Here is a 15,201-nt window from a genome sequence, read left to right on the forward strand (position 1 = left end):
TTTAGTCAGAAACGCAAGATCTGCGCCAGACTTGCGATTACGCCAGCGGGATTTTCCCGATGCGCGTTATGTCCGGCGCGAGGAATGACATGGCAGTCGGCAGCCAGTTCCGCCGCCAGGGCGCGGAATTTGCTGTCACGTTCACCACATAAATAATAAAACGCAAATGTGCGGGCGCTAAGGTTAGCACGTAAATCAGGCTGGACGGCGAGAGAAGTCGCCTCCAGCATGGCGGCAAGGGTTGCGCCATTATTGTTGCTGCGCAGCACCACCAGCTCCCGGCGTTGATCGTCATTGAGCGAGGCAAAAACAGGCTGTTGATACCAGTCGGCAAATACCGCCGTTAACGGTTCTGTGCAAAAACGCTGCGCCCATTGGCGATCGGAACGCTGACGTTCCGCACGTTGTTCAGCATTTTGCAGCCCCGGATGCCCGCCTTCGACAATAACTCCACAAAGCCCCGCCAGCCCCTGGCAAGCCGCCATCATCGCCACCCGTCCGCCAAGCGAGTACCCCACCAGCCAGAAGTCAAGTATGTTGTAACTAACCAAGGTTTTACGCAGTAAGTCGGTGACATCATCAAATCCATCGACGCTAATCGCCGCCGAACCACCATGACCTGGGAGATCAACATACAACCGTGAGTAGTCGGCAAACGCCTCGCCCACTTCTTGCCATTCGTGGCAATCGCCGGAAAAACCGTGCAAAAACACCAGCCAGGGTAAACCTGGTTTTCCGTGTTTTGCCTGCGCGTGCAGGATCATAAATGGCTTACCTGCGCCAGAAGTTGCTGGAGCGTTTGCGCACCATCGGTGTCGTTAACCACCATTTCAATCACCGTGGTGGTTGGCGTGCGCCAGGCGTCGGCAAATGCCGTTTCAAGTTCCTGCCAGTTTTGCGGACGATGATATTTCAGCTCGAACATCGCGGCGGCGTGCTCAAAATGGACGTTTTGCGGCATCAGATAGAAACGCTCACGCTCGCTTTGCGGCGTTGGCAACAGCGAGAAAATTTGCCCGCCGTTGTTGTTCACCACAATTAATACCAGCGGCGCAGAAACCTGACGCAATAACGCCAGCGCGTTGAGATCGTAAAGTGCGGAGAGATCGCCCACAATCGCCAGCGTCGGTTTGCCGCTTGCCCGCTGAACGCCTGCGGCGGTCGAAAGCAGTCCGTCGATACCGCTGGCCCCTCGGTTGCTGTACACCGGGTAACCTGCCGGAAGTTGCGAAAGCGCATCAATCAGACGTACCACCAGGCTGTTACCAACAAACAATTGCCCCTGTTCAGGCAGATAGTCGCAGATGCGATGCGCCAGTTGCGCTTCGCCAAACGCATCACGGCGGGCAATAACCGCCTGCATTGCCTGTTCCGCCAGGCGCGGGATTTCAACGCACCAGGGCTGGCGTTTTTCTGCCGGATGCAGCTCCAGCCAGTCGGCAATATTGGCAATTAAGCGACGTCCGCGATGGTGTGCCGGATCAAGTCGCCCTTCAATGTCATCAACAATCCAGTACTCTTCTGGTTCACAGCTTGCCTGCCATTGCAGGAGCCGTTTGCCCGTCAGGCTGCTTCCCAGTTGCACCACAATTTGCGCCTGCTGCAGCTCGCTGGTCGCTTTGGCATTGCCTAACCAAAGATCGGCACACGGCAGCGGCTGCCCGGTTTGTGACAGCACATCGCCAATCAGCGGCCAGCCAAGAGTTTGCGCCCACAGGGCAACTTTTTTGCCCTCTTCCGCACTCATGCGCCCGGCAACCACCACGCCGCGCTTTTGTCGCCAGAAGAACCAGTCGCGCTGTTTTTCACTTTCCAGACGAGGCGCTTCACGCAGCCACGGTTTGTCGTCCTGCCACCAGTCACCCAGACGCTGTTGCCAGCTAAGCCCGGTATCGTCCATTTCGCCATACAGCGGTTCAGCAAACGGGCAGTTGATATGGACTCCCCCCGCATGAAGCGTACCGAGAGCGTGGTCGATGGTAGAAACCAGCCAACGTGCGGGGATATCCCGGGTCGGGCGCGGCAATGAAATACTGTGCGTGGGGTGAGAGGCGAACATTCCCGGCTGGCGAATTGCCTGATTCGCGCCGCAGTCAATTAGCTCCGGCGGGCGATCGGCGGTTAACAGGATCAGTTTTTCTCCGGTTAACCCAGCTTCAATCAGTGCCGGATAGAGATTTGCTACCGCCGTGCCGGAGGTCACAATCACCGCCACCGGCTGCTTGCTGACTTTCGCCAGCCCCAGCGCCAGATGTCCCAGTCCACGCTCATCGAAATGGGTGTGGTGAATGAATGTGGAATTCTCCGCCGCCGCTAACGTTAACGGTGTAGAACGCGAGCCAGGGGCGATACAGATGTGTCTGACGCCGTGACGCGTTAATGCTTCCAGAATGACCGCCGCCCAGCGTCGGTTAAATGCGCTTACTGACATGAGTTTGTCCGGTATCAATATTGCGGCTAAGTATAAGGAGCTACAAAAATAGATTATTGATATGAATCGGTAATGATGCGACTCATTACTATTCCATCTGTAATAAAGTACGCAGCCCTGCCGCTTTGTTGTCGATTTCCTGCCACTCTTGCTCGGGGTCGGAACCACGGACAATGCCCGCGCCAGCATATAATCGCACGACATTGCCGCTAATTTTTGCTGAGCGCAGGGAAACGCAGAATTCGCTTTGTTGTAATGAGAGATAGCCCGCAGAACCGGCGTACCATTCTCGGGTGAACGGTTCGTGACGGGCGATAAACTGTCGCGCCAGATCGCGCGGTAAGCCAGCAACTGCTGCCGTTGGCTGCAACTGATGTAAACAGATCACATCATCCGCTTTGTTGAGTGAAGTCCAGATACAGCGGCGAAGATGCTGCACTTTACGCAGACGCAGTACCTGCGGCGGTAAAACATCCAGCGTCTGGGTATCGGCCTGTAATCGTTGGCAGATATCTTCCACCACCAGCATGTTCTCGCGCTGGTTTTTATCATCCGCCATCAGCCACTCTCCTAACTGCTGCGCCTGCTTATCATCAGGATTATTTGCTACTGTTCCCGCCAGCGCTTCAGTACGCAGCGCTTTGTCACGCCGCCGCCATAACCGTTCCGGTGAAGAGCCAAGAAAAGCATTTTCGCCATCAAAGGCCATGTAAAAATGGTAGCAATTCAGATTCAGTCGACGACTGGCAGCCATCATCGCCGCCGCGTTGACCGGACTTGCGAAATACAGGTCAGTTGCCCGAGCGAGCACCACTTTGTCGAGCTCACCTTCGGCGATGGTTTTCGTTGCCAGTTCGATTAATTGCGTCCAGCCCGTTTTGTCCGGCCAGTGTTGTTCTCGCGTGGTGGTTAAATGTAACCCAGGCAAGGGCTTGATACTCACCAGTGTGGCGATAAATTCTTTTGCCTGAATCGCATCGTGCTGAAGGGAGCTTTCGCTGAATAGCGTCAGCCGCAGCGTGGCTTTACCGCCACAGCGTCGCCATTCCAGGCGGGGTAAAAGTAAATTGCCCTGCGACGGGTCAAAAGCATTCAGCCCCCAAATGCGTAAGTCGGCGTGTTCCGGGTGCTGGCGAAGAAAACGTTGTGCCTGGTCCAACGACGTAAAACGGGTAATCGCGCCCAGGACGGCAGCTTCTTCATCACCATTACGTTGTTGCCAGTAGAATTGCGGGTACGTTTGCTGACTGGCCAGCCAGCTCAAGGCATCAAAAGCGTCTTTGAGAGGGAAAGGAATATCGATAACCCGAATGCCGGGTGTCGCCGGAATCTCTTGCGACAAATGGCGCAGTAGATTTTCCAGCGCCGTAGTAAGTGATTGCACGCGGACCTCTCCCTGTTAAAAGCCTCACATTATACGGGGTACTACAAAAAAAATGCAGTACCCCGGTGTAGGGAGGTTTTAACGGCGTGCCAGCAACAGTCCTAGTACCAGCCCAACGGCCGCGCCCACACCAATTCCTTGCCAGGGTTTTTCGTGGACGTAGTCATCAGCACGATAAACTGCCTGCTTCGCCCGATAGTAATAACTGTCTGAAGCCTGGCTAACCCGTTTTTTCACATCATCCAGCGCTTTTTCTGCACGCGCTTTCAGCTCAACATATTTCTGATCGGCGGGATCGCCAGAGGAGCGGAGCACCTCTTCCAGTGTTTCACTAAGCAGCGTCAGGTCGTCATCGATACGTGTATCACCAAACTGATTAGACATTCTCGTTCTCCATTTGCGTAAAACCTGTCACTAACTATAGACAAGGGTTGTTGATTACGCCTGAATTACCTCGCGTGCCATCCCAATGTGTGGGATACCATCTTCTTCATAGACCTCCGTCACAGGGATAAAACCGAAACTCTGGTAGAAGTTTTGCAGATGCGCCTGCGCCCCGAGGTAAACAGGCTTATCAGGCCAGTGATGCGTACATGTTTCGAGTGTTTTACTCATCAGCTGCTGCCCCACTTTTTCGCCACGCAACGCTTCACTGACAATCACCCGACCTATAACGACCGGCTCAAGATCATCATCACTTTTCAGAATCCTCGCATATGCCACCAGTTCATCATTTTTCCAACCGAGAATATGGCGATTATCCCCCGTCAAATCATCACCATCGATATCCTGATAAGGGCAATTCTGCTCGACAACAAACACCGCGCAACGCAGTTGTAATAAGGCATAAAGCTGGGAAACCGATAATTTAGAGTGATGCAGATCTTGCCATTCAATCATAATGCTCTCCTTTTAGATGTATGCCTTATACTAGCCGGAATATTTTTTGAAACGTGATGAACTCATGGAATTAATTTTTTTAGGTACTTCGGCCGGTGTGCCAACCCGCACGCGCAATGTCACGGCAATATTGCTTAACCTGCAACATCCGACCCAGAGCGGTCTTTGGTTGTTTGACTGCGGTGAAGGCACCCAGCATCAGCTACTGCATACAGCCTTTAACCCTGGAAAACTGGACAAGATTTTTATCAGTCACCTTCATGGCGATCATCTTTTTGGTTTACCCGGCTTGCTGTGCAGTCGTTCTATGTCAGGCATTATCCAACCCTTAACGATTTATGGTCCGCAAGGTATCCGTGAATTTGTGGAAACCGCGCTGCGGATTAGCGGCTCATGGACCGATTATCCGCTGGAAATTGTCGAAATTGGCGCTGGCGAAATTCTCGATGATGGCCTGCGCAAAGTAACCGCTTATCCGCTGGAACACCCACTGGAATGTTATGGCTATCGTATTGAAGAACATGATAAACCGGGTGCATTAAATGCCCAGGCATTAAAAGCTGCTGGCGTGCCGCCTGGTCCACTGTTTCAGGAATTAAAAGCGGGCAAAACAATCACGCTGGAAGATGGAAGGCAGATTAACGGCGCAGATTACTTAGCTGCTCCAGTGCCAGGTAAAGCGCTCGCTATTTTCGGCGATACCGGCCCCTGCGATGCCGCACTTGACCTGGCTAAAGGTGTCGATGTCATGGTGCACGAAGCGACGCTGGATATAACCATGGAAGCCAAAGCCAATAGTCGCGGCCATAGCTCTACACGCCAGGCTGCGACACTAGCCCGTGAGGCTGGAGTCGGTAAGCTAATCATTACCCACGTCAGCTCGCGCTATGATGACAAAGGTTGTCAGCACCTGTTACGTGAATGCAGGTCAATTTTCCCGGCGACTGAACTAGCGAATGATTTCACCGTGTTTAACGTTTAACTCTGCTTATTATTAAAAACAGGGCGAAACTTGCCCTGTTATCGCAACCCGCGCTACATATATCCACCCACACGGGCATATTGAGCGATTTTTGATATTTATTCATCTCCTTACGCACTATATTCAGAGCAATAAGTTGCCTCTTTTTATCTTCATTCAGCACAACCTTTGCAACTAAAAGGAGCCCATGATGGTTACAGTTGTCAGCAATTATTGTCAATTATCTCAAACCCAACTCAGTCAGACATTTGCAGAAAAATTTACTGTGACCGAGGAATTACTGCAGTCTTTAAAAAAAACAGCGTTATCCGGAGATGAAGAAAGTATTGAGTTACTGCATAATATTGCGTTAGGTTATGATGAATTTGGAAAAAAAGCTGAAGATATTCTTTACCATATTGTTAGAAACCCAACAAATGAGACCCTATCGATTATCCGACTTATTAAAAATGCCTGTTTAAAATTATATAATTTGGCACATACCGCAACCAACTCCCACCTTAAACCAACTGGTCCGGATACTTCAGATGTTCTCCTGTTCAAAAAGCTATTCTCCCCTTCGAAATTAATGACAATTATCGGTGATGAAATTCCTCTTATATCTGAAAAACAGTCGCTTTCAAAGGTGCTTTTAAATGATGAGAATAATGAACTGAGTGATGATACAAACTTCTGGGATAAAAATCGTCAATTAACCACAGATGAAATAGCTTGCTATCTTCAGAAGATCGCCGCTAATGCAAAAAATACTCAAGTCAATTATCCTACTGGTCTCTACGTCCCCTACTCCACCAGAACTCACCTGGAAGACGCTCTCAATGAAAATATTAAGAGCGATCCATCATGGCCGAATGAAGTCCAGTTATTCCCCATAAATACTGGCGGACACTGGATATTAGTTTCGCTACAGAAAATAGTAAATAAAAAAAATAATAAACTACAAATAAAATGCGTCATATTCAACTCATTGCGTGCACTAGGCCATGATAAAGAAAATTCACTTACGCGTGTCATTAATAGTTTTAATTCTGAACTCATGGGAGAAATGTCGAATAATAATATAAAAGTTCATTTAAATGAACCAGAGATAATATTTTTACATGCCGATCTTCAGCAATACTTAAGCCAAAGTTGCGGTGCGTTTGTGTGCATGGCAGCCCAGGAAGTGATTGAACAAAGGGAAAGCAATTCTGACAGCGCCCCCTATACGTTATTAAAAAACTATGCTGACAGATTTAAAAAATATTCAGCAGAAGAGCAGTACGAAATTGATTTTCAACATCGACTGGTAAACAGAAATTGTTATTTAGATAAATATGGCGATGCACGAATCAATGCTTCTTATACACAATTAGAAATAAAACACTCACAACCCAAAAATAGAGCATCCGGCAAAAGAGTGAGTTAACATCATTGTTAATCAATTCGACCAGTCAGCAAATATGCTGACTGGTCGAACATAGTTTGCTAAACAGTCATCACTGACTGATGTCAGTCACACCATCCGCCAGTTCAATCTTCGGGTATTTCCAGCGTATCTCGGCACGCGATTGCTGGTCTGTTGATGTAGTGGATTGTTGTTGCTGACTTTTCTTACCCTCAGAGTTCTGCCCCCTGTCAACTCAATCTGCCAATAAATAACATAATTATATTTTTCCTTATATGAATTCCTTTTTAAAATAGCGAAGCCACTGTAAAAGATACTTTTTGTATAGATCTAACAACCGTAATAAAACAAACACTCATAACTCATTATAAATAATGATAAAATAACGTCTTTTATTGATAATTTATATATGAAAAAAAATCCTTTTGTTATATTATTTCTGATTTCACTCCCTCTGATTATTTTTACCAACCCTGGGTCACTGCATTATCGCCAACGCCCCGACACGTCAGTCCTGAGCAATTAGAAAAAACAGTTCGTTATCTTACACAAACTGTGCATCCACGTAATGCCGACAATATTGATAATCTGAATAGGTCCGTAGAGTATATAAAAGAGTTCTTTGTCAGTAGCGGTGCCAGAGTTACCGCGCAGGGCGTCCCCGATTGGCTATTACGACTCTGCGCCTGGTAGCCAGGATTACCCTTACCCGCAATGTCCTGGCTTTATCCCGATCGGGGGGACTTTATTGCCTGGTCGGCAGAATACAGGATATCAACGCCGTTCGTCAGGTAAAAACGGCATTGTTATCATCCCGGGATTTATCTGTTTATTCTATGAATGCCCCATGGTTTATTCCCGGTATTGATTTCTCTGACCACCTGAATTATTGGCAACACGATATTCCCGCCGTAATGATTACTGACACCGCTTTTTATCGTAATAAACAATACCACTTGCCCGGTGATACAGCAGACAGATTGAATTATCAGAAAATGGCTCAGATGGTGTTATAACCTTGTTACACAACAGTAAATAATAAAAATTTCTCGAGGCGGGTCCAGAAACAGCGACATGTACATTTTATTTTCCCTCGTCTGTTTTAAGATGCGAAACATAAAATTCAATGGAGGAAAAATAAATGGGAATGATTGGTTATTTTGCAGAAATTGACTCAGAAAAGATTAACCAACTGCTTGAGTCTACTGAAAAACCTTTGATGGATAATATACATGACACGCTTTCAGGATTACGCCGACTGGATATTGATAAACGCTGGGATTTTTTACACTTTGGGCTGACAGGCACCTCTGCTTTTGATCCCGCGAAGAATGATCCGCTGAGTCGTGCCGTGCTTGGTGAACACAGCCTCGAAGATGGCATAGATGGCTTCCTGGGATTGACCTGGAATCAGGAATTAGCCGCGACAATCGACCGACTGGAATCACTGGATCGAAGTGAGCTGCGTAAACAGTTTTCCATTAAGCGACTCAATGAAATGGAGATTTATCCGGGAGTGACCTTTTCAGAAGAGTTAGAGGGGCAACTCTTTGCCTCGATCATGCTTGATATGGAAAAGCTGATTAGCGCGTATCGACGTATGCTGCGACAAGGGAATCATGCGCTGACGGTTATTGTTGGGTGATGGTGTCAGAGCGCCAAAAAAAACCGCCGAACATGTCGGCGGCTTTCTGACTTACAAACTAACAGATTACATCAGCGGCATTGCTAACCGCACAATACTAATCAGCGGTTGTGGCCATACACCCAGCACCAGTACCAACAGTGCAGAAATCAGCACCACGATACCGCCCGCGCTGTACTGCCAGTTTGACGGTGCATCGCGACCCGGTTGTTCCGGTGCGTGCAGGTACAGGCTCACCGCCACGCGCAGGTAGTAGTAGAGGCCGATTGCCGAACCGACAACCACGGCACCCACCAGCCACCACAAGTGTGCCTGGACACCGACCGCCAGCACGTAGAACTTACCGATAAAGCCCAGCGTCATCGGGATACCGGCCAGAGACAGCATCATCACCGTCATCACTGCCGCGAGGATCGGACGATGCCAGAACAGACCGCGGTAAGAGAACAGGGAATCAGCATCCGGGCCACGATACGGGCTGGACATCAGGCTGACCACGCCGAACGCGCCGAGGCTGCTGAACAGATAACCGGCCAGATAAACCCCTACCGCTTCCATCGACATCTCGCCGGTTTGCAGCGCAATCAGCGCTACCAGCAGATAGCCGAGGTGAGAGATAGATGAGTAACCGAGCAGACGTTTGATATTGGTCTGGCTCAGCGCCATCAGGTTACCGAAGATGATGGAGGCAAAGGCGATAATCGCCAGCACCACGCGAATCGCTTCGCTGTCACCCACCGGTGCGTAGAGGAACAGACGCATCACCACACCGAAGATAGCGATTTTGCTCGCCGTCGCCAGGAAAGTGGAAACCGGCGCAGGCGCGCCCTGGTATACGTCTGGCGTCCACAGGTGGAACGGCACCAGAGAGAGTTTGAAGCCGAGGCCAACAATCATCAGGCCGAAACCTGCCAGCAACAGCGGCTCGTTGAGCATACCGTCGCCAAGGTTTTTACCCAACGCGACAAACGACAGGTCGCCAGACTGCGCATACACCAGCGCCATACCAAACAGCAGGAAAGAAGACGCTGCGGCAGAAAGGATGGTGTATTTGATACTGGCTTCCAGTGAACGTTTCTGGCGGAAAGCGTAACCGACCAGGCCAAACAGCGGCAAAGAGATCAGTTCGATACCGAGGAACAGAGACGCCAGATGGTTGGCATTCGCCAGCAGGATCCCGCCCAGCGCGGCAATTAACACCAACAGGTAGAACTCATCCTTGTTGTCGTTATAGCCTTCAAGCCACGGGTAGGCGAAAGTACAGGTGGCGAGGCTCGCCAACAATACCAGCCCGGTGTAAAGCATGGCGAAACCATCAACGCGCATCAGCGGCGTAACGTCCATAGCGCCCGCCTGGCCAACAAACCAGAGCGAAACCAGCGCCGCGTTAAGCCCAATAACCGAGAGCGTAGCGTTGAGGAAATGATTGCGTCGCCACGCAATGGAGAGCATCACAACCACCACCGTCAAGCCGACGATCAGCAACGGTAGCAGTGCGATCAGGTTTTGTGGAGTTATTGTCATGGCGATTTACGGCCTTGTAGTAGTAACGGAATTAACAAACCACTGCTGGATATTGCCAATCGCGGAGTGCGAGGTATCCAGAATCGGCTGCGGATAGAAGCCCAGCAGTACCAGCAGCACCACCAGCAACAGGATCATAAACAGCTCACGCAGCGACATCCCTGGCAGTTCCTGGCTGGCAATCTGGCTTTTCGCTTTACCGAAGTAAGCGCGATGTAACATCGCCAGCGAATAAACAGATGCAAAGACCAGCCCAAAGGTAGAGATAACGGTAATCACCGGGACAACCTGGAAGCTGCCGAACAGAATCATAAATTCGCCGACGAAGTTACCGGTGCCAGGCATCCCAAGCGTTGCCACCGCAAAGAACAGCGACAGTGCTGGCAGCCATTTCATCTTGCTCCACAGACCGCCCATCATGCGCATGTCGCGGGTATGGATACGTTCATAAAGCTGACCACAAAGAATAAACAGACCCGCCGCCGACAAACCGTGCGCAATCATCTGGATTACCGCGCCCTGGTAGGCCAACTGGCTGCCGGTGTAGATAGCAATCAGCACGAAGCCCATGTGGGAAACCGAGGTGTAGGCGATCAGACGTTTGATATCGGTCTGGGCGAAGGCCATCCACGCACCGTAGAAGATGCCGATAACACCCAGCCACATAGCAATTGGCGCGAACTCTGCCGACGCGTTCGGGAACAGCGGCAGGGAGAAACGCAGCAAACCGTAAGCGGCAGTTTTCAGCAAGATCCCCGCGAGGTCAACGGAACCGGCGGTCGGAGCCTGGGAGTGCGCATCCGGCAGCCAGCCATGCAGCGGAACCACCGGCATTTTGACTGCGAAGGCGATGAAGAAGCCCAGCATTAACAGGTATTCCACACCACTGGACATTGGCGTATTCAGCAGCTCTTCATAGTTGAAGGTCCAGACGCCGGTCGCATTGTAGTGAACAAAAACCAGCGCCAGGATGGCAATCAACATCACCAGGCCACTCGCCTGGGTGTAAATGAAGAACTTGGTTGCCGCCGTGATACGCGTTTTACCGTCAGAGGCTTTATGCCCCCACAGTGCGATCAGGAAGTACATCGGCACCAGCATCATTTCCCAGAAGAAGAAGAACAGGAACATGTCGATGGCAAGGAACACGCCGATAACGCCGCCCAGGATCCACATCAGGTTGAGGTGGAAGAAGCCCTGATATTTTTCGATCTCTTTCCACGAACAGAGTACCGCCAGCACACCGAGCAGACCGGTCAGCACGACCATCAGCAGCGACAGACCGTCAATGGCGAGATGAATAGAGATACCAAAACGCGGGATCCACGGCATGTCGAATTCAGACTGCCACTGCGGAATTCCGGCGGATTGCGTCAGTGAATAACCGCCCTGCAACCACAGTTGCAGCGACAGCGCCAGCGTCAATCCCATGGTGATCAGCGCGATCCAGCGCGGCACCTTGACGCCAAAGCGTTCGGTCTGCCAGCACAGGAAGCCGCCAATAAAGGGAATTAATATTAGCCAGGGTAGTAACATGGCGATCTTTATTCCTTGTAAAAGTCCCGTCAGGACCGGATTTTCAACGAATTCTCACGACAGAAAATTCTCTTCGGACTGGGGGTAGTGTCGGATGCGCCGCGAAGGCAGCTTATCCGACCTACGTTCTTATATGCCCAGGGGCAATCCCACAATCCTTAACTCAACGCAGTACCATCAACAGTGCCAGCACCACGACCGCACCGATGCTCATGGATGCCACATACCAGCGCAGATAACCGTTCTCGCTTAACAGCAGACCTTTACCTGCAAAGCGGGAAAGAACCGCCGGGATGTTCATCATTGAGTTCAGCGGATCGCGTTTCAGCAACCAGGCAATACCCAGGAACGGCTTGACGAACACTTTGTCGTACAGCCAGTCAAAGCCCCAGGCGTTGTACCACCAGGTACTCAGCAGGCGGCCCGGCGCACTGTTGGCGATGGAGGTCACCAGAGTACGTTTACCCAGCCACAGCCAGGCTGCCAGCAGAATGCCGACCACCGCGACCACGCCAGAGGTAATTTCCAGGGTCAACATGCTGCCGTGCGCCAGTTCCGTCGTTTGCGGAAGCACGCCCTGCAGCGGCGGTACAATCAGTGCGCCAACGAAGGTGGAAAGGATCAGCAGCACAATCAGCGGCAGGCTGTGAGTTACCCCTTTCACGGCGTGAGCGTGAATTTGTTCTTTTCCGTGGAAGACGATGAAAATCATACGGAAGGTGTAGAGCGAGGTCATAAACGCACCGACCAGACCTGCCACCATCAGATTGATATGACCATTCGCCATCGCACCCGCGAGGATCTCATCCTTACTGAAGAAGCCCGCAGTGACCAGCGGCAGTGCCGACAGTGCTGCGCCGCCCACCAGGAAGCAGAGATAAACCAGCGGAATAGATTTACGCAGACCGCCCATCTTGAAGATGTTCTGTTCGTGATGGCAGGCCAGAATGACGGAACCGGATGCCAGGAACAGCAGCGCTTTAAAGAACGCGTGAGTCATCAAGTGGAAAATCGCCGCATCCCATGCCTGCACGCCAAGCGCGAGGAACATGTAGCCAATCTGGCTCATGGTAGAGTAAGCGAGAACACGTTTGATGTCGGTCTGTACCAGCGCGGCAAAACCGGCCAGCAGCAGCGTAACCGCCCCGACAATACCCACCAGATGCAGAACTTCCGGCGTCATCAGGAACAGGCCGTGGGTACGGGCGATCAGGTAGACACCCGCGGTTACCATCGTTGCGGCGTGGATCAGCGCGGAGACAGGCGTCGGGCCCGCCATCGCGTCAGCAAGCCATGTCTGCAACGGCAACTGCGCAGATTTACCGACCGCACCGCCCAGCAGCATCAGCGTCGCCCACATCAGCATGTTATTGCCGTCAGCAAAGTGCGCTGGTGCCAGTTCCACCATTTCGCGGAAGTTCAGGGTGCCCAGTTCGTTGTAAAGAATGAACAGTGCGAAAGCGAGGAAAACGTCACCCACACGGGTCACGACGAACGCTTTCATTGCCGCTGCGCCATTCTTCGGATCGGTGTAATAGAAACCGATCAGCAGATAGGAGCACAGGCCCACGCCTTCCCAGCCGAGGTACATCAGCAGCAGGTTATCGGCGAGAACCAGAACTACCATGCTGGCGATGAACAGGTTGGTGTAGGCGAAGAAGCGAGAGTAGCCCTCTTCACCGCGCATGTACCAGGAGGCGTACATGTGAATAAGGAAACCCACACCAGTGACCACCGAGAGCATGGTCAGCGACAGGCCGTCCAGCACCAGGTTAAAACCGATGTTAAAGTCGCCTACCGACATCCACGTCCACAGCGGCTGGCTGTATGCCTGCTCGCCGTTAGCGAAGAAATCAACGCCGATAAAGGCGGTTACCAGCGCCGCCAGGCCCACAGAGCCAACGCCGACGATCGCCGAAACGTTTTCAGACCAGCGCCCACGGGAGAACGCCAGCAGGACGAAGCCAATCAATGGCAAAATAATGGTTAAGGCAAGCATGTTCATCCGCGCATCTCACTTACTGAATCGATGTTCAGGTTCTGGCGACGACGGTGAAGTTGCAGCAGCAGCGCAAGGCCGATACTCGCTTCTGCCGCCGCGAGGCTGATGGCGAGAATGTACATCACCTGACCGTCGGTCTGACCCCAGTAGCTTCCGGCGACCACAAAGGCCAGCGCGGAGGCGTTAATCATGATTTCCAGACCAATCAGCATAAACAGCAGATTGCGACGGATAACCAGACCGGTTAAGCCAAGAACGAATAAGATTGCCGCGAGGATCAGTCCATGTTGTAAGGGGATCATGCGTGCTCCTCCGTTTTTCTTTTCGCGCTGTCGTCTTTACGATTGCTCAGCACTTCACCCGCACGCTCTTCACGACCGACGTGGAAGGCCACAACCAGACCCGCGAGCAGCAGCATAGAAGCCAGTTCCACCGCCAGTACGTAAGGCCCGAACAGCGTAATACCCACTGCTTTAGCACTGATTGGCGTACCGTCGATACCCTGATCATTAACACCAAGGATGGCGTAAACAATCACCACCAGCATGATGGCCGACAAAATTGCCGGACCAATCCACACCTGCGGTTTCAGCCACTGGCGTTCCTGTTCGATTTCTGAACCGCCCAGGTTGAGCATCATCACCACGAACACGAACAGCACCATAATGGCACCCGCGTAGACGATAATTTCCAGCGCACCGGCGAAGTAAGCGCCCAGTGAGAAGAACACCCCGGAAATCGCCAGCAGCGAAATAATCAGGTACAGCAGTGCGTGTACCGGATTGGTATGGGTGATCACTCGCAAGGTCGCAAGTATGGCTATCAGGCCACAGATATAAAAAGCGAACTCCATTGCCCCTCTCCTTACGGTAACAGGCTCTTGACGTCGATAGGCTTGGCTTCGTTCTCTGCTTCGCCCTTATCTTTGCCGTCGATTGCCATACCTGCCATCCGGTAGAAGTTATATTCCGGGTATTTGCCCGGACCGGAGATCAGCAGATCCTCTTTTTCGTAAACCAGATCCTGGCGCTTGTATTCCCCCATTTCGAAATCCGGGGTTAACTGAATCGCCGTGGTCGGACAGGCTTCTTCGCACAGACCACAGAAAATGCAGCGTGAGAAGTTGATGCGGAAAAATTCCGGGTACCAGCGACCGTCTTTGGTTTCTGCTTTTTGCAGCGAGATACAGCCGACCGGGCAGGCTACCGCGCAGAGGTTACAGGCTACGCAACGCTCTTCGCCGTCCGGGTCGCGGGTCAGAACGATACGACCACGATAACGGGGCGGCAGATAGACCGGCTCTTCCGGGTACATTCGCGTTTCGCGTTTGGCGAACGCGTGCAGGCCGATCATCCAGATACTACGAACCTGGGTGCCGAAACCTACTAACAATTCTTTTAAGGTCATGGT

Annotated in this window: 14 protein-coding genes and 1 pseudogene; 4 read left to right on the top strand and 11 right to left on the bottom strand. The window is 51.6% G+C overall.

The genetic code is table 11. The features are described 5' to 3' along the window. Window positions 1–5 precede the first annotated feature (5 nt). The 5 genes from menH to FTE26_RS17405 form a co-directional block, all read right to left on the bottom strand. Window positions 6–764: a 2-succinyl-6-hydroxy-2,4-cyclohexadiene-1-carboxylate synthase gene (menH, locus tag FTE26_RS17385; RefSeq protein WP_000600494.1), complete on the bottom strand. Its 759-nt coding sequence runs from the start codon at window positions 762–764 to the stop codon at window positions 6–8. Beyond that, window positions 761–2,431, bottom strand: a complete 1,671-nt coding sequence (menD, locus tag FTE26_RS17390) for a 2-succinyl-5-enolpyruvyl-6-hydroxy-3-cyclohexene-1-carboxylic-acid synthase (protein WP_001297082.1) — start codon at window positions 2,429–2,431, stop codon at window positions 761–763. Before menD ends, menH begins: the two co-directional genes overlap by 4 nt. 88 nt (window positions 2,432–2,519) lie before the next feature. Then, complete coding sequence (menF, locus tag FTE26_RS17395) at window positions 2,520–3,815, bottom strand: isochorismate synthase MenF (protein WP_001191404.1); 1,296 nt, start codon at window positions 3,813–3,815, stop codon at window positions 2,520–2,522. A gap of 78 nt (window positions 3,816–3,893) precedes the next feature. After that, window positions 3,894–4,199, bottom strand: coding sequence for a stress response protein ElaB (gene elaB / locus FTE26_RS17400; RefSeq protein WP_000070621.1), 306 nt, complete (start codon window positions 4,197–4,199; stop codon window positions 3,894–3,896). Window positions 4,200–4,253: 54 nt separating this feature from the next. Next, a complete protein-coding gene (locus FTE26_RS17405; RefSeq protein ID WP_000574101.1) occupies window positions 4,254–4,715 on the bottom strand; it encodes a GNAT family N-acetyltransferase in 462 nt (153 codons plus the stop codon). 64 nt (window positions 4,716–4,779) lie between these two features. Here FTE26_RS17405 and rbn point away from each other — a divergent pair, with 64 nt between their 5' ends. The 4 genes and pseudogenes from rbn to FTE26_RS17425 all read left to right on the top strand — a co-directional run bounded on the left by rbn (window position 4,780) and on the right by FTE26_RS17425 (window position 8,729). Beyond that, a complete protein-coding gene (rbn, locus tag FTE26_RS17410) occupies window positions 4,780–5,697 on the top strand; it encodes a ribonuclease BN (RefSeq protein ID WP_001300687.1) in 918 nt (305 codons plus the stop codon). A gap of 187 nt (window positions 5,698–5,884) precedes the next feature. Next, complete coding sequence (gene elaD, locus FTE26_RS17415; protein WP_072132563.1) at window positions 5,885–7,105, top strand: deubiquitinase ElaD; 1,221 nt, start codon at window positions 5,885–5,887, stop codon at window positions 7,103–7,105. Between the two features lie 388 nt (window positions 7,106–7,493). Beyond that, a pseudogene (locus FTE26_RS17420) lies at window positions 7,494–8,123 on the top strand (hypothetical protein). Between the two features lie 102 nt (window positions 8,124–8,225). Further along, the gene (locus FTE26_RS17425; protein WP_000525365.1) at window positions 8,226–8,729 is read left to right on the top strand and encodes a YfbM family protein; all 504 of its coding nucleotides are present in this window, start codon (window positions 8,226–8,228) and stop codon (window positions 8,727–8,729) included. 66 nt (window positions 8,730–8,795) lie between these two features. Here FTE26_RS17425 and nuoN read toward each other — a convergent pair whose 3' ends face one another. The 6 genes from nuoN to nuoI form a co-directional block, all read right to left on the bottom strand. Continuing rightward, the gene (gene nuoN / locus FTE26_RS17430; protein WP_000156701.1) at window positions 8,796–10,253 is read right to left on the bottom strand and encodes an NADH-quinone oxidoreductase subunit NuoN; all 1,458 of its coding nucleotides are present in this window, start codon (window positions 10,251–10,253) and stop codon (window positions 8,796–8,798) included. A gap of 6 nt (window positions 10,254–10,259) precedes the next feature. After that, window positions 10,260–11,789, bottom strand: a complete 1,530-nt coding sequence (gene nuoM, locus FTE26_RS17435; RefSeq protein WP_000926441.1) for an NADH-quinone oxidoreductase subunit M — start codon at window positions 11,787–11,789, stop codon at window positions 10,260–10,262. 163 nt (window positions 11,790–11,952) lie between these two features. Next, complete coding sequence (nuoL, locus tag FTE26_RS17440; RefSeq protein WP_001056622.1) at window positions 11,953–13,794, bottom strand: NADH-quinone oxidoreductase subunit L; 1,842 nt, start codon at window positions 13,792–13,794, stop codon at window positions 11,953–11,955. Beyond that, a complete protein-coding gene (nuoK, locus tag FTE26_RS17445) occupies window positions 13,791–14,093 on the bottom strand; it encodes an NADH-quinone oxidoreductase subunit NuoK (protein ID WP_000612644.1) in 303 nt (100 codons plus the stop codon). The genes nuoL and nuoK overlap by 4 nt, the downstream gene beginning before the upstream one ends. After that, complete coding sequence (gene nuoJ, locus FTE26_RS17450) at window positions 14,090–14,644, bottom strand: NADH-quinone oxidoreductase subunit J (RefSeq protein ID WP_000393511.1); 555 nt, start codon at window positions 14,642–14,644, stop codon at window positions 14,090–14,092. Before nuoJ ends, nuoK begins: the two co-directional genes overlap by 4 nt. A gap of 11 nt (window positions 14,645–14,655) precedes the next feature. Beyond that, on the bottom strand, window positions 14,656–15,198 hold the full coding sequence (gene nuoI / locus FTE26_RS17455) for an NADH-quinone oxidoreductase subunit NuoI (protein WP_000172749.1): 543 nt from the start codon (window positions 15,196–15,198) through the stop codon (window positions 14,656–14,658). Window positions 15,199–15,201: the final 3 nt, after the last annotated feature.

The sequence above is a fragment of the Escherichia sp. S10b genome (assembly GCF_028421345.1).
In the GTDB taxonomy this organism is placed as follows: Bacteria; Pseudomonadota; Gammaproteobacteria; order Enterobacterales; family Enterobacteriaceae; genus ECMA0423.